The sequence below is a fragment of the Sporosarcina koreensis genome (assembly GCF_001531445.1).
Taxonomy (GTDB): Bacteria; Bacillota; Bacilli; order Bacillales_A; family Planococcaceae; genus Sporosarcina; species Sporosarcina koreensis_C.
Genome location: NZ_LQYA01000001.1, coordinates 57,516 through 76,479, shown reverse-complemented (window position 1 = coordinate 76,479; position 18,964 = coordinate 57,516). Strand labels below are relative to the sequence as shown.

The 18,964-nt window shown below is 42.4% G+C and carries 26 protein-coding genes; 15 read left to right on the top strand and 11 right to left on the bottom strand.

What is annotated here, in order from left to right; genetic code table 11:
• On the top strand, positions 1-930 hold a 930-nt coding region (locus AWV70_RS00395; RefSeq protein WP_082713396.1), incomplete at its 5' end, for a muconate/chloromuconate family cycloisomerase.
• A gap of 28 nt (positions 931-958) precedes the next feature.
• On the top strand, positions 959-1,750 hold the full coding sequence (locus AWV70_RS00390) for a dioxygenase (protein ID WP_060203174.1): 792 nt from the start codon (positions 959-961) through the stop codon (positions 1,748-1,750).
• Positions 1,751-1,872: 122 nt separating this feature from the next.
• Here the strand turns inward: AWV70_RS00390 and AWV70_RS00385 are convergent, their stop codons facing one another.
• From AWV70_RS00385 to AWV70_RS00370, 4 genes are all read right to left on the bottom strand, one after another.
• Positions 1,873-2,448, bottom strand: a complete 576-nt coding sequence (locus AWV70_RS00385) for a hypothetical protein (protein WP_060203172.1) — start codon at positions 2,446-2,448, stop codon at positions 1,873-1,875.
• 24 nt (positions 2,449-2,472) lie between these two features.
• Positions 2,473-2,757 carry a hypothetical protein gene (locus AWV70_RS00380; protein ID WP_060203170.1) on the bottom strand — a complete coding sequence of 95 codons (285 nt, stop codon included), beginning with the start codon at positions 2,755-2,757 and terminating at the stop codon, positions 2,473-2,475.
• Between the two features lies 1 nt (position 2,758).
• The gene (locus AWV70_RS00375; RefSeq protein WP_060203168.1) at positions 2,759-3,322 is read right to left on the bottom strand and encodes a hypothetical protein; all 564 of its coding nucleotides are present in this window, start codon (positions 3,320-3,322) and stop codon (positions 2,759-2,761) included.
• A gap of 97 nt (positions 3,323-3,419) precedes the next feature.
• Positions 3,420-4,055 carry a hypothetical protein gene (locus AWV70_RS00370; RefSeq protein ID WP_060203166.1) on the bottom strand — a complete coding sequence of 212 codons (636 nt, stop codon included), beginning with the start codon at positions 4,053-4,055 and terminating at the stop codon, positions 3,420-3,422.
• Between the two features lie 202 nt (positions 4,056-4,257).
• Between AWV70_RS00370 and AWV70_RS00365 the strand changes: the two genes are divergently transcribed.
• Positions 4,258-4,956 (top strand): hypothetical protein, encoded by a 699-nt coding sequence (locus tag AWV70_RS00365; protein WP_060203164.1) that lies wholly within the window; start codon positions 4,258-4,260, stop codon positions 4,954-4,956.
• A gap of 124 nt (positions 4,957-5,080) precedes the next feature.
• Positions 5,081-5,737, top strand: a complete 657-nt coding sequence (locus AWV70_RS00360) for an exosporium glycoprotein BclB-related protein (RefSeq protein ID WP_060203160.1) — start codon at positions 5,081-5,083, stop codon at positions 5,735-5,737.
• Between the two features lie 294 nt (positions 5,738-6,031).
• Here the strand turns inward: AWV70_RS00360 and AWV70_RS23660 are convergent, their stop codons facing one another.
• On the bottom strand, positions 6,032-6,208 hold the full coding sequence (locus tag AWV70_RS23660; RefSeq protein ID WP_160327605.1) for a hypothetical protein: 177 nt from the start codon (positions 6,206-6,208) through the stop codon (positions 6,032-6,034).
• A gap of 3 nt (positions 6,209-6,211) precedes the next feature.
• Positions 6,212-7,477 carry an MFS transporter gene (locus AWV70_RS00355; protein WP_153009869.1) on the bottom strand — a complete coding sequence of 422 codons (1,266 nt, stop codon included), beginning with the start codon at positions 7,475-7,477 and terminating at the stop codon, positions 6,212-6,214.
• 136 nt (positions 7,478-7,613) lie between these two features.
• Here AWV70_RS00355 and AWV70_RS00350 point away from each other — a divergent pair, with 136 nt between their 5' ends.
• The 6 genes from AWV70_RS00350 to AWV70_RS00325 all read left to right on the top strand — a co-directional run bounded on the left by AWV70_RS00350 (position 7,614) and on the right by AWV70_RS00325 (position 11,503).
• Complete coding sequence (locus AWV70_RS00350) at positions 7,614-8,897, top strand: helix-turn-helix transcriptional regulator (RefSeq protein ID WP_060203148.1); 1,284 nt, start codon at positions 7,614-7,616, stop codon at positions 8,895-8,897.
• A 25-nt stretch (positions 8,898-8,922) separates the two neighbouring features.
• Positions 8,923-9,210 (top strand): YciI family protein, encoded by a 288-nt coding sequence (locus tag AWV70_RS00345; protein WP_060203142.1) that lies wholly within the window; start codon positions 8,923-8,925, stop codon positions 9,208-9,210.
• A gap of 82 nt (positions 9,211-9,292) precedes the next feature.
• Positions 9,293-9,616, top strand: a complete 324-nt coding sequence (locus tag AWV70_RS00340; protein WP_060203138.1) for an ArsR/SmtB family transcription factor — start codon at positions 9,293-9,295, stop codon at positions 9,614-9,616.
• Positions 9,600-10,298 carry an SRPBCC domain-containing protein gene (locus AWV70_RS00335; protein ID WP_060203136.1) on the top strand — a complete coding sequence of 233 codons (699 nt, stop codon included), beginning with the start codon at positions 9,600-9,602 and terminating at the stop codon, positions 10,296-10,298. The genes AWV70_RS00340 and AWV70_RS00335 overlap by 17 nt, the downstream gene beginning before the upstream one ends.
• A gap of 27 nt (positions 10,299-10,325) precedes the next feature.
• Positions 10,326-10,868 (top strand): HAD-IIIA family hydrolase, encoded by a 543-nt coding sequence (locus tag AWV70_RS00330; RefSeq protein WP_060203135.1) that lies wholly within the window; start codon positions 10,326-10,328, stop codon positions 10,866-10,868.
• Between the two features lie 266 nt (positions 10,869-11,134).
• Positions 11,135-11,503 (top strand): hypothetical protein, encoded by a 369-nt coding sequence (locus AWV70_RS00325; protein ID WP_060203132.1) that lies wholly within the window; start codon positions 11,135-11,137, stop codon positions 11,501-11,503.
• 11 nt (positions 11,504-11,514) lie between these two features.
• On the opposite strand, the gene AWV70_RS00320 is transcribed toward AWV70_RS00325, so the two are convergent.
• The 5 genes from AWV70_RS00320 to AWV70_RS00300 form a co-directional block, all read right to left on the bottom strand.
• Entirely contained in the window at positions 11,515-12,741 is a 1,227-nt protein-coding gene (locus AWV70_RS00320; RefSeq protein ID WP_060203130.1) for a hypothetical protein, read from the bottom strand.
• Between the two features lie 118 nt (positions 12,742-12,859).
• Positions 12,860-13,567, bottom strand: coding sequence for a hypothetical protein (locus AWV70_RS00315; RefSeq protein WP_060203129.1), 708 nt, complete (start codon positions 13,565-13,567; stop codon positions 12,860-12,862).
• 64 nt (positions 13,568-13,631) lie between these two features.
• Positions 13,632-13,847, bottom strand: a complete 216-nt coding sequence (locus AWV70_RS00310) for a hypothetical protein (protein ID WP_060203127.1) — start codon at positions 13,845-13,847, stop codon at positions 13,632-13,634.
• On the bottom strand, positions 13,844-14,359 hold the full coding sequence (locus AWV70_RS00305; protein WP_060203125.1) for a GNAT family N-acetyltransferase: 516 nt from the start codon (positions 14,357-14,359) through the stop codon (positions 13,844-13,846). Before AWV70_RS00305 ends, AWV70_RS00310 begins: the two co-directional genes overlap by 4 nt.
• Before the next feature lie 23 nt (positions 14,360-14,382).
• A complete protein-coding gene (locus tag AWV70_RS00300; RefSeq protein ID WP_060203192.1) occupies positions 14,383-15,135 on the bottom strand; it encodes a class I SAM-dependent methyltransferase in 753 nt (250 codons plus the stop codon).
• Positions 15,136-15,249: 114 nt separating this feature from the next.
• Between AWV70_RS00300 and AWV70_RS00295 the strand changes: the two genes are divergently transcribed.
• The 5 genes from AWV70_RS00295 (at position 15,250) to AWV70_RS00275 (ending at position 18,908) form a co-directional block, all read left to right on the top strand.
• The gene (locus AWV70_RS00295; RefSeq protein ID WP_060203123.1) at positions 15,250-15,771 is read left to right on the top strand and encodes a GNAT family N-acetyltransferase; all 522 of its coding nucleotides are present in this window, start codon (positions 15,250-15,252) and stop codon (positions 15,769-15,771) included.
• Complete coding sequence (locus tag AWV70_RS00290; protein WP_160327604.1) at positions 15,752-16,624, top strand: phosphotransferase; 873 nt, start codon at positions 15,752-15,754, stop codon at positions 16,622-16,624. Before AWV70_RS00295 ends, AWV70_RS00290 begins: the two co-directional genes overlap by 20 nt.
• On the top strand, positions 16,611-17,117 hold the full coding sequence (locus tag AWV70_RS00285) for a phosphoribosylanthranilate isomerase (RefSeq protein ID WP_153009868.1): 507 nt from the start codon (positions 16,611-16,613) through the stop codon (positions 17,115-17,117). The genes AWV70_RS00290 and AWV70_RS00285 overlap by 14 nt, the downstream gene beginning before the upstream one ends.
• A 289-nt stretch (positions 17,118-17,406) precedes the next feature.
• On the top strand, positions 17,407-18,372 hold the full coding sequence (locus AWV70_RS00280; protein WP_060203117.1) for a phosphotransferase enzyme family protein: 966 nt from the start codon (positions 17,407-17,409) through the stop codon (positions 18,370-18,372).
• 2 nt (positions 18,373-18,374) lie between these two features.
• The gene (locus tag AWV70_RS00275) at positions 18,375-18,908 is read left to right on the top strand and encodes a DinB family protein (protein WP_060203190.1); all 534 of its coding nucleotides are present in this window, start codon (positions 18,375-18,377) and stop codon (positions 18,906-18,908) included.
• Positions 18,909-18,964 lie beyond the last annotated feature (56 nt).

The window sequence follows — 18,964 nt, the reverse complement described above, 5'->3', positions numbered from 1 at the left end:
GCGATCAAAATGAATATTGAAAAGTATATAAAGCCTCTCGTTCTCGGTCGGAATGCGGCCCATTTCGATGCGATTTCGAATACCGTAAATAAGCAAGTCGTCGGCAACACGTTTGCGAAAGCGGCAGTTGAGGCAGCGATTGTCGAGCTTGCGGCGAAGGCGAGGGGAATCCCCGTCCATGAATTATTCGGCGGGCAAATCCACGCGTCATTGCCAGTCGCATGGACGCTTGCGAGCGGGGATACGCGACGGGATATTGAAGAGGCGAAGGAAAGTTTGCATGCGAAGCGGCATAACATTTTCAAATTAAAAATCGGTATCGGCGATCCGCAACGGAATGTCGCACACGTGCTGAAAATCAAGGAAGCTATCGGAGACGAGGCGAGTGTCCGGGTCGATGTCAATCAAGCTTGGGACGAGACGACGGCGATGTATTGCATCGAAGCGCTGGAGGATGGCGGCATCGATTTGATTGAACAGCCGCTGCCCGCATGGAATAAAGAAGGGATGGCACGCCTTGCGTCAAGGTTCAAAGTGCCGATCATGGCGGATGAGTCGCTCGGTTCGTTGGAAGAGGTCTACCAAGTGGCGAAGCGTCGTGCGGGGAATGTATTTTCCATTAAACCGGCAAACGTGGGAGGTCTTACTGCGACGAAAAAGGTGGCGGCCATTGCGGAAGCGGCGGGCATTTCACTATACGGTGGAACGATGATCGAATCGTCGCTCGGCACGGCCATTTGCTCGCATCTCTATTCGACAATCCCTGAAATGACGTACGGCACGGAGCTGTTCGGTCCGCTTTTATTCACAGATACGATCACGACAAATGCAATTTACTATGAAGAATTCCAGTTGAACGTTCCGAGCGGACCAGGCTATGGCATGGAGATGGATGTGGAGAAAATCTTTCATTACGCCAGGGATTACTAATAAAAACACATATTGAAAGGATGAAGAGATGAATCAAAAAGTGGTGGATGTTTACAATGGGATGGTCGTTAAATTTAAGGAACTGATCCGTGAGCATAAGCTGGATCATAATGATTACCAGGCGCTCGTCAATTGGGCGGATGAACTTGGACGATCGGGTGAAATTCCGCTCTTCATGGATGTGTTCTTCGAAACGCACGCCCTTCAGGAAATGTATAAAAATGTAGAGGGGACAGAGCCGACAATCCTCGGGCCGTTCTATCTTCCGAATGCTCCTGAAATCGAAAATCCGGGGGTCATGCCGATGCGCGATGACGAGCAAGGCGATGTGTTTTTCTTTAGCGGTACCGTCAAAGATGTAGATGGCAACCCGCTGGCGAATACGAAAGTGGACATTTGGCAGGCGGATACGAACGGTGAGTACTCAGGATTTGCGGAAGGGATTCCGGCGGAGAACTTGCGCGCAGTGCTGTTCACAGATGAAAATGGAAAGTTTGAAGTGAAGACGATTGTCCCAGGCGATTACTCGATTCCGACGGATGGCCCAACAGGCAAGTTCCTGACATGGATCGACTCCCATCCGTTCCGGCCAGCCCATCTTCACTTCTTATTTAGACCGCAAAATGGCGACCCGCTCATTTCCCAAGTATTCTTTGAAGGCAATCAATACTTGGACAACGACGTTGCTAATGGGGTACGGGGCACTCTCGTTACGAAATTGGAGAAGCAGGATAGGGCGATAAAAGGATTGGAGACCGACTTCTACACAGCTCATTTGGATTTCAAGCTACGCTTACAGGATAAGCCTGTTTATAATTAATAGATTGGATGAAAATGCACACAGCGGGGGCTGTGTGCATTGTTTTGCAGCTTTGAAAGGAGAGTCGGTGATAAAGTGTCGGGAATCGGTGATAAAGTACGGGTAGTCGATAATAAACTCTGTCAAGTCGACGATAACACTTCCGTTAAGTGTTGGATATATTCTTCCAGAATGGTGATGAGTTCGAATTGTTTTGCATTCACGTTACGAGCAGTCTCCAAGTCAAGCTGCAATTTGGAAAGTTTGCTTTCAGCGAGTGAAAGCTGATTTTCGAGGAAGGTATATTGATGGGAAAAATTATTCACTTTCATGTCCAATCTCTCAATGATCTGAATGAATTCCGAGTATTGGTCATTCCCAATTGAGGACAATGCCTCCGACAGTTGAGTATTCGCTGTACGTAATTCTTGTTCAGTACCTTGCAAACGTTCTAAGGCAGTATGGGTTTCTTTTCGTTGGAACTTCAAAGTCCGAATTCGTTGTTCGTATAAATGGAGCCGCTTTTCGTATTTTTTGTTCTGATGAAGAAGTTCCTTGTATTTAGTCGTCAGTCTTTCATTTTCCGAATGGAGTTCATCGAACAGGGAAGGGGAGGCATGCTGGTTTTTGTTCATGTATTTATTCAGCTCGGCACGTAAATAAATGATAGTTTGTTTTAATTGGATAGGGTCGTTGCTTTTTATGTCACTATGGCTCATGCGCTCGCCTCCTTGTCTTTTGGATTAATAGTTATTCCGCACTTCCTTTAATATCTCTTCAAAGGATTGCTGATTCTCTTTCATCATGCGCTCGATTTCTTCCACAATTGTCTTCTGAATGACAGTAGGAATATTCCGGTTTGTGAGCCTTGTCAGTTGTAGATCTTTATTCATAAGGATGTATAAAAGCAGAAGGTTTATCGTTTTGGCGTCCAGAAAGACGAAGCTTTTAGATGGCAGTTCGCCGGTATTTTCGGTCAAGTTCTTTGTCAGGTCAGCTATGATTTTATGAAGTGGATTATCGTCCATATCAAACCTCCTCCCCTGTGGAAAATGTTCCGTTTATATTGATTGAATTAAGTGCAGCTACTCCATCCGGATACTGATCGCAAAATAGAATGCCTGCCATGCTGCCGAAGTAGGAATTGGACGGTTGCCAGTCCAGTTGGAAATTAGAAAACAAGAGAGTTTCACCGGGTTGGATACTCGTTTTGTCAATCGGTCTTAAATGGAATTCGAACCGATTGGAACGGTCATTCATGCGCTCCCATCCCCCCGTCAATCTCGTCGATAGAGAGGTTTGCGTGTTCACGAATTTCCCATGCAGAGAAAAAGGGGCATCTTGCGATAATATGATGTGAATGAAGGGATTTGTAAGCGGTTGATTGCCGATATTTTGGATGTGGAAAGAGCCAAGGCAAAAGCTTTCTTCTGTCGCATCATGTGCAAGATGTAAGGCATATGTAAAATAAGTGATGCAATCAAGGCGATGTACCCGCTGCAAAAGTGCTTCCTTCAACTCATTCAAATGAAACTGAGTCGATTGATGGTATTCCATTAACTTACTCTCGATGTCGATAGAACCTGAATTCATCTATTCAACCTCCTTGAACGAAAATAAAGAGAGGGTTGAACCCCCCTCTTTATCGTATGTGCCTACTTGTACATTTAGTACAGTATAGAAGTAAGCATTATTCCGGATAGATGGTTGGACACTGAAGCGGCCTTGCTGGAAGTGGGCATGCCCCAATTGCCAAGTCGGCGCGCGGTGCACAGAAATCTGCCAGGAATTCAACTGTAACTGGGTATGTGGATTGGATGCTTTGGCATGTCATGACTGTTACAACGAGTCCTGTAAATGTCACTACCCCAGTTCCTGGAACAAATGTACCTGGTGCACTGATGAAACAATCCAACTCCGTGAATGTCACAGTGACGTCTGTTCCTTCAGGTGCACAAAGGATGACTTGTTCGGACCGTGATACAGAAATCGGGCTGCTTCGCAGAACAACACCTGTTGGCAAAGTAAGAACGATCACAACAGTGAAACTCTTCTGGATGGTCAATAATTGTAGACAGACGACTTCACCGTCCACTGTAAACTGCCGATTATCACGTCTCAAAATGACGACGGGATTCGTTGTTGCAGGCGTCACCTCGCATGATACGGTAGCACCAGTTAAAGAAGTTGTCGGAGTCACTCCCGGGAATGCGATTGGTGCCGTCGGGAAGTAATCGAATGTGTTTTCCTTCATCACCCAGTCGTATACTTTGTCAACATTAATACAGATCAGTTCTTGATCTGGTAGATGTAAATGATCTTGCATAGTAGCTGTCACCTCCATATTTTAATTGGTCGTGCATCGTATAATATGTAAATAAGAATACTTTGCATAGGCAAAGAAAAGGCTTACTCGCAAAACTCTTTCATTGAATTGATTGGGAAGGGCAAGCTGTATAAATGTCACAGACAGATTGTTTATACAATAGGATAGAAAAGAAAGATTGAAAGTTGAAAGAGGTGAAATAATGAAGAAATCTAATGAGGCGATGGAAATAGAACAGTTGAAAAACAAAATTGAAAAGTATCGGAAAGCATTGTCTTCATTAAGATCGGAAAATTCATCGGAAGATATTCATCTAAAAAGAAAGGTGCAAAGCCTTGAGAAAAATGTTGAACAGCTGAACGGGAAGGTGCAAGAATTGGCTAATCTTGTGGATGAAGGGATTACTAATCTCTCTTATGAAATAAAAGAATTGGCTGAAAAGTATAATGAACAGCTTATAGGAAAGAAGGAAACTATGCCCCCCCGGATAAAATCAGCCCACTCCTATCAGAACGAACTTCCGAGCAGCATATCAATCCAACCAGATGCCCAATCTTCCAGTCATCAGAGTACCGTACCAACCTTTAAAAGACTAAGGCAGCTGGCAGCACTGCATCCATCCGTTCAACCAAATGAATCACCAAAGCCCCCTCGATATCACGCACCAGCTGTATCTACCAATATTTCGGAAATACGTGAACTTAAACCAATCACACACGAAGAGATAAATCGACCACGTAGAGGGGAAGACAGCGATGCAGCTACATCGCTTTTTGGGGGTCAAACAAGCCGAGATAACCAAGAAATCGAGAAGTCAAAATCCGCTCAACCGCCAACGCAATTGTATGCTAGGGATGAAATCCAAGACTCGTCATTTTGGAAAAAGTTTAAAAAGAAATGAGTAAATTGTCTTTCTGTTAATGGAAAACGCTTTGTATAAAGGTATCTAGACAGAAAACAGGTAGTCGCAAGCCCGTCCGTCTCCAATCTCCATGAATAATATAACGGAGAAAGGAGGTGTTACTATGGGATGTTTTCAAGGAGGAGGATGTGGAGGACGGGTCGTAGGTTGTTGTGACTGCAACGGCAACGGCAACGGAACTTCATGTCCAACAAACTTAGGACCGATTCGTGCAATCGATCAAGCCTGTTTGCCACCTGCAGCTGGATTTGCTCGAGGATCTATTATTCCGTATGCATCTGGAGCAGTTCCCGTCGCGTTGACTTCGCTAGCTGGAGGGTTAGCTGAAACTCCTTTTTTCTTAGGTTTCGGAACCGCAGTGCCAGGTGTATTCGTTGGTGGTAATATTGTACTGCCAACTGTTGGTGGACTTTTGAACGAAGCTTTTACAGTGCCTCGGCCAGGTACGATAACATCGATTGCTGCTACATTTACGATTACCGTCGCATTGACTCTTGCCACAACAGGGACGGTCAGAGCGCAGATTTATCGAGCACCTGCTGGAAGCGATACATTCAGTCCTACGACTGCATTTGTTGATTTGACACCTACACTCACACCATTACTAGCAGTAGGAACAACATTAACCGGAGCGGCTGGCGCAGCAGTACCGGTTAATACAGGTGATCGTTTGTTAATGGTATTCACTTTAGAAGGTACTCTAGTAGCTGGAGCAGTGACTGGTACTGCGAGCGCAGGAATTACAATAGACGAAGTATAATACAACATGCCCACTTTCACCAGTGGGCATTTTTTCATGAAGAGAGTTGGATAGCTATCTGTAAAAACCGCTGATTCGGTCGTAATTTGATGAGTTGTTCTTTGCCTGTTAATGACGATATTTGCTTAAAAATGGTCGAACGGTAATAACTACTGTCTAAGCGGTGATAAAGTGTTGCTGAGTGGTGATAAACCTTGTCTTAGTGGTGATAAAGCGCAACTGAGCAGTGATAACTATTTTCTACACTCGAAATCATCGCAATCTCACTTGTGTGACACCCAATCATTAAGCTTTCTAAGTGAAAAACTTGCTAAATTGTAGGCGAACGGTGGTAAATTCATCCGAGTCGGTGATAAACCGCCTCAAGTCGGTGATAACAGCCCCAGAGTCGGTGATAACCTCGTACAAGTCGGTGATAAACCCATGCAAAGCGGTGATAACCCAATACACCATCGCCGCCCAACGCTCCATTCTTCATTCCCCTGCAACAGCTATATCCTCAACACCAGACTTCTTCCCTGAAACCTTCTGAATACCTCGTATATCTGGATCCACTAGTAAAAAGAACGAAAGAAGCAACACCCATATTCCGGCTCCGACGAATAATTGGTTTACTGGAATACCCCATTCTGCGATGATTCCGCCCGCTATAGCGAATCCAGGCATTAGGAAGGAGGCAATTGCGCCATTCAACGTAAAAACACGTCCTCGAAATTTGTCCTCCACTAATACGATGAGCAAAGCGCTATAGAGGATTCCATAAACCGTCATCAATACATTCATGATAACGAAAAAGAGGATGCCTAAATACAATGCGGTTGTTAGACCCATCGATAAAAAGGCAATTGCACTGACCGACATTGTCGAAAACATGACAATTGCAGGTCTTGCAAAGGACGTTGCCTTATCAGCAACAAGTCCGACCAAAATGCTGCTGACCGCGGCAAACGCTCCGAACAAACCAAATTGAAAAGCGTTCCCACCATAATGATCGGATATCAATACGACCGCTAAAGCGCCTGCAATCGTTGTCGCATTCATTGCGGAACCTAATAATGTCAATTTGAAAATTGCCCGATTCCTCAACAAAACGACCCATCCTTCTTTCATTTCACTGAACATGGAAGTCTTCTTTTTTTCCTGCACATCGCTGTGCGCCTCTTCTTCTCGAGGCGCTGCGATATTAATGACGAAAATTAAAAGAATGCTCGCAATCACATACACCCCCGAATGAAACAGCATGACACCGACAAACCCCATGATGGTAATCAACACCCCACTAATTGCCTGCCCGATCAGGCTTGCTGTACTACTTGTCGATGAAATATACCCATTCACTTTCACAATTCGATTGACACCCACAATCCGTGGCAACAGCTTATTTTTAGCCGGTCCGATGAACGTCATGCAAATATCGTGGATGATAAGTGCCGTGTAAATCGCAAATGCAACCCCGTCTAACCAAAACAGATAGGCAAGTGACAAAAACACGCCTACAATCACCATTGCCAAATAGCCAAATTGCATGGAGGATTTCGGTTCTCTTCTGTCGACCAACACCCCAATAATCGGCGCAATAAAGACACTGCTTAAAGAGCCGACAGCTGTGATAAGCGCCGAAGAAAGTGGGGACCCAGTAATTTCGTACATATACCACATGATTGAAATGGTGAAAATACTGTCAGCCAAATTGGTTAAAAATTGGTTCGTCACAATCAACGACATATTCCTCTTAATCAAAACTCCCAACCCCTTTTGTTTAATATATTGAACATAACATGAGCAGAAATGAAATTCAATATATTAAACGAAATTGTTTTAATTATTGAACGATGCTATGATTAAAGGAATAATAAACGATAAAGGGTGAAGTCAATTGACCCATGTAGGAGAAAATATCAGACGCATACGAACAGCGAAAAATATGACCATCTCAGATGTTGCGAACGAGCACGTCTCCAGAGGGATGATCAGTTTAATCGAAAATGGGAAAACACAGCCTTCGATTGAACGGTTGCTACATATTGCCCGTCAGCTGGATGTGGATATTTCCGAACTGGTAGAGGAAGTGCCTCGTGAAAAGATGAAGAGTACACTGAAAGAGGTGTTGGAGCTTTGGCGAAAAACGGGAATCCAGCCCACAGTAGATGCAGCGGCTCTACTTCGGCCAATCTTAGAGAAAAAACCGTCTGGCTACGAGGCGGCACGAATGTATGAACTCTACGCGAGAATCCTTTATCACTTGTATGTGGTTGCGATTGACCGGTATAACGACATAGCGGAGAACAATTGGGAGCCGTTCATTCAGGAAGCGATCAATTTATATCGCGATCTGCAAATGGATTGGCGGGTGATTAAATGTCAGGGGTTTTTGGCGGATATCCAATTTGACAAGGCAAATTACTTTGGAACCGTGGAGATTATCGACCAAGCGCTGGGAGAATTGTCAGTGATGGATAGTCTCGAGACGAAATCAATGTATATCCAGTTGCTAGGGACAAAAGCAATTGCCCTGGAATCATTGGGCCAAAATAGAGAAGCCCATAAGCAGTTGGATGTTGCAATAAATTTTGCACGTGAACAGTTGGTGATGGATCAGTACTACAATTTGCTAAATGCAAGGGTCTTTTTTTATTACGACAGCCAACAGCCGGAGAAAGCGCGCGAGTATGTTGAAGAGTGTTCGTTATTTGTCCAGTTGATCAAGCATGAGAGCTTTACGTTTGAACATGAATTGAATCAAGTGTTCAGGGAGGAGTTTTTCGAAAAAGACTATATAAAAGCCCTTACGATAGCTGAACAACTGATTAGCAAAATAGAAGCCTCTGACAGGTTCCCGAAAGAGGTCAAGGGAGAAGTTAATACGCTGCCGAAAAGTTTACTGGCTAGAGTGTTGACGAGATTGGAACGATATGAGGAGGCACTATCTATATTTGAAGAGAATCCGATTGTCCTTCCGGAACGCATCCAACTAAACCCGATTGACGTTGCGCTGAGGGTTTTATCGAACAGCTATGAAGCACTTTGCCATTATCATTTGGGGAATCAAAAAAAGGCCGAGGAACTGGCAAGAGCTACAGTGGAACGAATACACAATATGCCGCATTCTTCCCTTTACCACTTCGCGCGCAAGGTATTATCCAAGGTTGTGTCGAAGTAAATGGTAATAAAGGGGAGGGATTTGCATGAAATTCGTCATTCATTTCACGACAGGGAAGGCTTGGAAAGTGGGAAAGCCGCATTGGGAGCAGGGGCTTGTTCCGCATCGGGAATATGTGAGGGAAGCATTGGCTCAAGGGATTTTGATTGCGGGCGGGCCGTTCATGGATCATACTGGTGGTTTGATTATTCTTGAGGTGGATAGCTTGGAAGCGGCGCAACAGTTTGCTGATAACGACCCTGCGGTGATTGAAGGGAAATTTGAAGCGACGATCTACCCGTGGGAGCCATTGGAAGGGATTTTTAATAAATAGTCTGACTTTTGTTGACAATAAGTGGTGCGGTTTGTTATGCTTCTGGTATAACCAAATGGTTATATGACTTGGAGGCTTAGATATGACGGATATTTATCGGGCAATTGCAGATCCGACTCGAAGAAAAATACTAACTTTATTGTCTCGGAATGAATATACGCAGTCCGAATTGGTTGAGCGATTTACCATTTCGCAGCCTGCCTTGAAGAAACACCTTGCTATTTTAGTTGAAGAGGATTTGATAGCAGAGAGGAAAGAGGGGAGGTATCGTGTTTACAGGTTAAAAAGGGACAATTTCAAGGACCAATACGAAAAGCTCCAGCAGGAAATCGGAGGCGTTTTGGACAGCAAATTGCTGAAATTGAAAACGTATTTGGAGGGAGAAATCGATGGAGAAAGTCATTGATTCAGTGAAAAGGGAGATCTTTGTAAAGGCCTCTCCTAAGAAGGTGTGGAGAGCGTTGACGATACCTGAAGAAAGGAATCGTTGGGAAACGAGGCATTGCGAGCTGGATATCCGTATTGGGGGATCGGTTCGTCTCGATTATGGCTGGGGGGTCAACTATGTCGGCACGATTATTGAACTTGAGGAGAACCGGAAGCTTGTCATTGAAGGGGAAGACAAGGAACTGACCATTTGGACGATCACGCCGCAAGATAGCGGATCTGTCGTGGCGATTGAATATACGGGCATGTGGTCGGGTGATTTCGAAATGATGCAAGCGGATAATATGGCGTTCGGTACTTATCAGTTCATGCGGAACTTGAAAAGTGTCTATGAAGGTGAAGAAGACTTGCGTTCCCGTTTTTGGAGAAGCTGGATTGGCGTTTTACATCGGACGAATTCAAGCGGCATTCCTGGGGCAAAAGTGGTCAAGGTCCAACCGAATACTCCTGCAGACGGGTTAGTTGAAGTTGGTGATGTTATCACTCATGTCAACAGCCTTGGAACTGCTTCATATGACGATGTGGAAATCATCGTTTCAGAAACAGAGCCTAACAAAAAGATTTTGCTTACCGTAATGAGAGATGGACGACAGCTTGAGTTGGAGCTGATGACTGTTCCATATGGGCAGACGGTGCAGTAATGCAAGTCATATGAAAGGGCGTGCCAAATGGAAAAGCTGCAAGCAGTTTTTATCGACCGCGATGGAACGATTGGTGGAACCGGACACTTCATTCACCCAAGGGATTTCACTCCCTATCCATTTAGCAAAGAAGCTCTTGAACTTTTGAAGGATAATGAAATTAAGACATTCTCCTGTACAAACCAGCACCGAATTAGTAAAGGACAGGCGAGCATTGAAGATTTTTACGATGAATTCATGTCATTTGGTTTTGATGATGCATTCATATGTCCTCACGGCTCCTTGGAAGGATGCGAATGCCATAAACCAAGTCCAGGTCTACTTCGGGAAGCTGCGAAAAAACATGGTCTAGATCTTTCGAAAACGGCTTTTATCGGAGATGTAGGGGCAACAGATATGTTAGCAGCGCATGCAGTCGGTGCGAAGAAGATTTTAGTTTTAACTGGGTGGGGTCCAAGTTCTTTAACCCATTATCGACATAAATGGGCTGACATAGAGCCGGATTATGTCGCTGAAAACTTGTTAGACGCGGTGAAATGGCTGCTTCAACAGGAAAAGCATCCAATTTAGGGTGCTTTTTTGCTTTTTTAATTGTATACTTTTCCTCCTATTAGCAACCCTAATCTGAATAGGGGAGGGAGTTATACAATGACAAAAAACGTTATCTCTTGATACCTGTTATCGTTGTTTTACTTTCGAATAAAGGAATCTATGCTGCTGAACAAAATTCACCACCTTCTTTCAAATAAGGCTATGAAGAAGTCGGATATACATCCATTGAAGAGGCAGTTGAAGAATTTGAAAACCATTTTCAATGTAAGGTGGAGTTACCCGAAATGTTGTCACCGATTTCATTCACACATCAATTCGGAAGGTTCTTTGAAGATAAACGCTACAAGGTGAATGACAATCTTGGAATTATGTTTGTGAATGAAGACCATCGTAAAAACATATATAAAATTGATATTAGGCCAGTCCATAATAAAATTATATTTGATGGCAAAGAGTATGTGCTTCAATATGGCGGCGAAGGTATCTACTTTGATTCCCATAACTTTCATTTTTATGTTTTCGAAAAAAACAACTTGCAGTACTTACTAGGCATTCATCAAGAGGTGTCTGGCATGGAGACGCCTGACATGCTAGCGCGGATCGCTGATTCTGTGAAAGAAATTCAGGGTGAAAACGAATGTACAATATATTGAATGGCCGAACGTTAACGGTTTTGCTTAGGAATAAAAAACGTGGGAGCATAATTCACATTTTCTAGCCATATCTGCTCTTGTCCATCTAACGTATTTTTCACCCATATATCACCCGTAGCTTGCCCAGCTATCCTTCGAATCCAAGTAAGGTAAGGTCCGACAACTTGAGGGTTTTCGTCAATTTCATTCTTCCCTGGAAATGTGATTTGTTGTTGTTCTCCTGTTCTTATGTTTATTGTGTAAAGTGATGTGAACATTGTCGGGACAGGTCCTTCTTTCCACTCTTTGTTCTCTAACGCACGCGATACGATCACCAAGTCTTTGGAATACCATTCAAGGTCAAGGTCTACAAATCCTTTAGGTGTATATTCTTTTTGCTCTTTAAGTATTGGGATTTCCGCAATCGTCGTTTTCTTGTTTTTAACAAAAAACCGTCCCTCGCCAGATATATAAGCCAATTCATTGGCGGAAGGTGCCCACTTAAACCAGTCTTTAAATCCCAACATTTTCCCAACTGCTTGAAAGTGTTTTCCTTGTGATGATAAAACACTTAATGTATTACTGTCCATTGACCAAGAGGCAGTTGGAATCACTAAAAAACTAACCCATTTCCCATCAGAGCTCCACTTGAAATAGTCGGCATCAATCCCGAATAAGTCAGGTTCTTTAGTTTGGATCGTATAAAAAGGCTTCATTTTATCTTTATCTAGATTTGCATCTACTGGAATTCTAAAAAGCGGGATTGGACTCCAACCAGTTGGGAGTAAGTTGGACGATGAGGAAACAATAAATTCTTTACCGCTCGGAAACCATTCAAAGCCGCTAACGCCTAATGAAACATTTTCAAATCCATACGGTCTGCCATTCTTCATTTTAGTCACATTTAATAGGCCGCGATCAGTGTAAGCTATCTGATTTTTATTCGGAGCCCATTTAAAGTCCGATGTGACGGAATTAACATAGTGCTGGTAACTTTCCTTTTCCTTTGTGTCGTAAATGAATAAATCTGACTTCTCTCCCTTTGCATCGCCATCAATATATCCGATGAAGCGACCGTCATATGACCACTTAAGACCATACACATAACGGTCCTTTGTAAGTTGTATTTCTTGACCATCCTTTTTAATCCATAATTGATGATCACGGATAAATGCAGCTGTTAATGGGGCTTCTGCACTTGCGATTGAAGAAAAATGAAAACAGATGAGAGAGAGTAGTAATAAAATACGTATTTTCATCGTCAATCCCTCCTTAAAAGATTTAAGTCTTATTTTGCCCACATTGGTAACAGCTATCCCCATTCAAAAAAGGCGCGAATCCATGGTATGGATATGCGCCTGTTATTTAAAGTCATATTCAGTTACTGCCAATAAACATTTGGATCTCATCAGATATGATTGAAGTATCCCATGGATTCCAAAAATAAGTTTCACCATCGAACTGCATATAATATTTATAGGCAATTGGCTCATTAGTATAAAAAATCATTTCATAAAAAAGAGGATCTGCGCTTGCATTGTTTGGCTGGAAATTAGGATTTTCTTCACTATGCACTAATAGTTGAAGGAAGCTATTAATTTCTTCGCTCTTAGTCAATTCAGAAATCAATTGATCACCTGCTGGGGAATCAGTTTTGTAAACCTCGATCCTCTCGACTTTTTCCAATGACATATCTTTAAAATGCCATTGGTATTCAATATCATCGCTTGAAAAGTAAACCCTGTATCCATTTACGGATTGAGCATCCTTGACGGCTATTAAATGCGGATGATCCTTAATCTGAAAAATCTCAGTTCCCTTCTCATGGAAGGCAGCATCCCCGTCTTTGATCTTATAACTTGGATTTTTTACATTGTCCGTCACTTTGAATTTCACCGTGCCAATCTTTTCTCCAATAAAACTTATGTCAGCTAAAACTCCGGAATGGATTCCATAGTATTCTTTTCCGTCAATATGAATAAAGTCAATCCAATCAATTACAACCTGACCACCAAAAGCTGATAGCCGGCAACCCGATAACAATAGCAAAATCGAAATGAAAATGAGTATACTCCATTTCTTCATTGACATCGCTCCCTTTATCCATAAGACAGAAAATCGGGTATTTCGTTACATCCAAATTTGCACATCATTCCTGTTTGCTATGTAGTAACGTATCCACTTTCTTTTCCAACTCTTCAATCCTAAATTCTTGTTTTATTAAAACTGTAATAAACACTGACAATAACAATGCGATGACAATAACAATGCCCAAAATGTTATCTATAATAAGGCCGCCGAAGAAAAGCAATGTTGCACAACAAATAGCAAGACAGGCCAAAAATATACCCATAAATTCTCTCATTTTAGGTCACTCCAAACATAATGTAAGAATTGCACCCTTTGCCCAGCGAATTCAAATTCTTCATTACGAGTAGCTATAAGAGTAAATCCGTTTTTCTCTAAAACGATTTGGGACGCTTTGTTATTAGTTGTCGTCTTCGCTTGAATTGTCTTTAGGCCCATTTCGCTTGCGGCATCAAGCAACAATTTTAATGCTTTACTAGCAATACCTTTCCCGATAAATCTTTGACCCACCCTATACCCAACATGACCCGTTTTTCGTGTTTCATCAATATCTATTACATTCATTCTTCCGAGGATAGAACCATTGTTATTTTTGATTAGATAGAAATACGAACTGGCTTGAGCTTGTTCATCTAATAAAGCCTGATGCCTGCTCTTGAAAACCTCAAAGTTATAATAATCATCTCCTCGTGAAGGAACCATTTCTTCAAAAAAAGTTCTGTTTTCAAGTTCAAACTCAAACAAACTTTTCGTATCATTGATATGTAGCGCTTCGAGTGTTATATCCAATGAATTTCCTCCTTTATCAGACCTTATCTGTCTTTCTTTCGGCTCTTAATAATCAACGTAGTCGGCATCATCTTTGCTTTCTCATACGAATACCATCGATTCGCATGTCTTTCCCGATCCTCTTCCGTCAATGAAACATCCTCGACAACTTTTTCGATTTCAAATCCACACTCAACTAATGTATTGATATATGTACTCACTTTATACTGCTGCATGATCGCAGGCGCGTGCCAAGCTTCGTGATCATACGCTCCTTCTTCGTGATACGATTTATTGAAATGAATTTCTTCGCCTTCCAAGCTTGCTCGACTATGCAAAGGATGCTCCCAACTGAAAACGAAAATGCCACCCGGCTTCAAATAGCTGTGCACATTTGTGAGCGTTTGGTGCAAATCGCTCGTCCAACCTAGTGCATAGATGGAATAGACAATATCAAAGTAAGCATGAGGCAGCCCGGGGTTGTCCTCCATCGGGGATTCGAATAAATGAACATGCGCTTTGGTGTCCATCAGCAACTCCTTCGCCGTTTCAATCTGAGTCTTTGAAAGGTCCACTCCCCATAGTTCCGCAGCACCCCGAGAATCCATATATTGCAAAGAATGTCCGCTCCCGCAGCCAATATCCAATAATTTCATGCCAGTCACATCGCCAAGTAAATTCAATTGTTCTTCTCGAGGCGCAAGCGGCCCATATTCAGGCAGTGGATTCCGCCCGAAAAACCGCGGCGCCACTTCATCCCAGCTTTTTTTGTTCAATACTAGTGAATCATTTCTCATATTCATCCCTCCATGGGAATATACATTCGACATTGGAATCTCCTTCTCCTTTATTTAAAATAAAGGAATTTGCCCTTCGGAAAGAGAATTCATAAATAGAAAGGGGGAGATACGATGAATACATATGAAATTCGTAAGGCGACCGAAGAGGATGCTTCAACCGTTATTGCATTGCTAAAAGAAGTCGCTGGTTGGCTGCAAAAGAACGACATCAACCAATGGGGATTTTTACTAGAGGGAGGAGAGGATGAGGAGATCCAGCAAGCAATAAAAGATAGCGCAACTTATGTAGCCTGGCAGGACGATGAAATCATTGCTACTGTTACGCTCTACTCACAGCAAAGCGAGTGGGACCAGCATGTTTGGGGAATTGAAGAAAATCCTGAAGTCCTCTATCTCCATCGGTTGACTGTCCGGCCTCAACATATGAAAAATGGGATTGGAAAAGAAATATTAAATTGGGTAGATGAAAACTTACATAACACAATCAGGCTTGATTGCGTCGCGCATAACCCGAAGTTATGTGCGTACTACGAAAAGAATGGTTTCTCATTGATCGGAACGACAGCGGACGGGCATTGTAAATTTCAAAAGGATCATGAGGAAGGAAAGTATCATGAATCAAACAATTATTGACTTGCAAAACAAAGGACTTATCGAAAGACAAGCAGAAATTAAGCAACTGACGAGTGGAACAACGGATGGACAGGTGTATGAGGTTTTAGAAAACGGTGTCCCTTCTTGCATTCTAAAATACGATCACCCAGCAGATATTGGCGTCGTTGAGCAATTTTTAAAAAAATACGAAGATATTGAGCTGTTGCCTGATGTTTATTATGTTGATCCCGAAAAGAAATTTTTTCTCTATGAATATTTTGAAGGAACAACTCACGTCAATCGTGGTATTAAAGCGGATTGGATGAAATTCCTCGTTGAAGGGCTGTTCAATCATTATGAAAAATATGATTCGCAAACGTCGTGGGGACGATTAGGGGGAACACCTCGGCAAAACTGGGTTGAGTTTAACAGAATAAGCTTGGCCTATGCTTATGAAAACGTTGGAGATCTGTTGCCGCATGAGGATTATCTTCGAATGATAGAGAGTGCCGAACGGCTTGCGGAATATGAGCGACAAACCGATAAATATTTACTCCATGGCGATACAGGCGTGCATAACTTTGTGTTTCATCAGAATCAACTTGTCGGTGTAATTGACCCCGATCCAATGGCAGGTCCTGTGATCTATGACTTTACATACGCGTTTTGTTCTTCGCCGGATGATTTGGATATGGAGGCATTGCTTGAATCGTTTGCTTTATTGAAAAATGTGGAGATGGATACGTCGCGTTTAGTCGAAGAAGTTGTTTTCCAGTTATATATGCGGATCAGCATTTGCAAGAAAGTGCATCCGCATGATTTGGGGGAGTATTTGAAGGCGTGGGAGTATTGGAAACAGAAATTGAAGGAGTATGAGAATGGGTTCTACTGAAAAGTTTACTACATTTCTGCAAATTGCAAAGGACTTGAACGCTCTCAATATTATTCCGTTACTAATGGGATCGGTTGGATTAGAAATTGTAACTCGAAGAGAGTGGGACGCAAGTGATCTCGATATTCATGTCCCTGGAGATAGCAGGGGATGGGAAGCTCCCGCAGAGACCGCGTTGCATAATTGGCAAGGCATTATGTCGATCATGAAGCAACTAGGCTATAAATTGATGGATCTACATGAACATGAATTTATGAAGGATAATCTTTCAGTTGAGTTTGGCATTATTGATACGCTCCCGGATTTCGCAGGTATTCAATTAAGCGAGCTTGAAGTACATTCTACTGAGGGCATAAAGTATTATTTACTTTCACCTGTACAATACTTGTCGGTTTATCAAGCGTCATCTCAAGATAGCTATAGGGCAGAGAATAATAACTTCAAGGACTTTGACAAGATTAGATATTTGAAGAAGATTTGTAAGAAGACATGAAATTAATTTCAAAAAATCCGTTTACTATTATCTGAATGTCTAGTAGAATTTAAGTAGTTGGGAAATTCTTATAAAAAGGAAGGTGATATCATGAGTCGGTTTAACATTCATACGAGAGCAAAAAGATTCACGATGTCCAATCAAGTACCTTCCTTTGGCGATGAGATATGACTTTACTTCATCGAAGACTATCGTAAATCGATAGTCTTTTTTTCATCCGCGGAAGGCTGAAGAATGGACTCGTTATCCTGACATCTTTGTTCTCACAATCCTAGGAGGAAGAGAAAAGATGATGAAGTTGTCCATTATGAGAGATTTTCTTGAGTCGAATGAAAGCGAGTTCCTCGTTCATAGTCTGTTGGAAAACTGGGGATTTGAACAGGATTCGGTCCAGTTTTTGAGGGCGAGCAGTAATTTCGTGTTTGTATTTGAAAGAAACGGTGAGAAGTACATTTTAAGGATAACTCCTAACGGTGATCGAAATAAGCTGATGGAGGAAGTTGCGTTCTTATCTTTTCTGTCGATGAACGAGGTTAGTGTGAACAGACCTGAACGATCGAAGAAGGGCAATATGGTTGAGGAAACGAAGAATGACTTGGGTGTTTTCCAAGCTGTTGTTTTCCGCTTTCTAACCGGAGCGCAATATGAAGTTGAAGAACTATCCGAAAGGCAATTGTACTTATGGGGAGAAGCTTTAGGGAATCTTCATAGTTACTCAAAGCAGTTTATAAAAAAGAGCAGTACGCGGAATCAACTTACCGATTTGGAGAACTTTTTGCCTGAGAGTGAAAGTTCGGCGCGCAGGGAACTTGAAACACTAAAGACGTGGTTCATGACTTTTGACATCAATGATGCCAATTATGGAATCATTCACTTTGACTTTGAACTGGATAATCTGATTTGGGATGGCGACAACGTCCAAATGATTGATTTTGAAAGCAGTATGGAACATTGGTACACGGCGGATATCGCATTTGCCTTGCGAGATTTATTCAATGGAGATGTTGATTTCTCCAACAACTCTTTTCAACTGTTTCTTGAAGGTTATAGAAGTAAAATGCACGTGACAGATAAGGAAATCAATGCGATTCCCATGTTTTTAAGGTTCCATGACTTGATTACTTTTGCTGATTTGCTTCGAACAGTAGATGTTGAGAACGATTTGAATAATCCTCAATGGACTATTGCGTTGTGCAACAAGCTAGAATCTAAAATAGATGACTATAGAGATGGGTTTAAACGGAGGGAGAAATGATCATGGGCAATCAAGGATTATACGTAATTGATCAGAAAGATGGCTTAAGCTTGGAGTTTAGCAAATTGGCAACCATGATGGAATATACAAGGGTGACAACATTGGCGGAAGTGAAAGATCTAACTGTGGACCAATTGGATTTCCTCATTAACGACGAGGCCAACTCCATCGGCATGCTGCTCGCCCATATGGTGTCAGTAGAAAAAGCATATCAAATCGATACATTTGAAAACCGGGATTTTACGGATGAGGATATCCAACTACTGAATCCGGCACTGGAACTTGGCGATCCAGCACGGGAACAAATTAATGGGAATCCAATTGAATACTACCTGGAAGAACTGGAACAAACGAGGAAAAAGACAATCGACACATTCGGGACATTGCCTGATTCATGGCTATTCGAAGTAGCCCCGTATTGGGGAGGAGAGCCTATGAATAAGTATTTCAAATGGTTCCATGTGTTTGAGGATGAATTGAATCACCGGGGGCAAATTCGGTTGATTAAGAAATTGATGCGTGCTTCGGAAAAATAAGTACGGGACAATGGAAGGGCTAACAATCACACAATCTGTTAGCCCTTTTTGTGTGA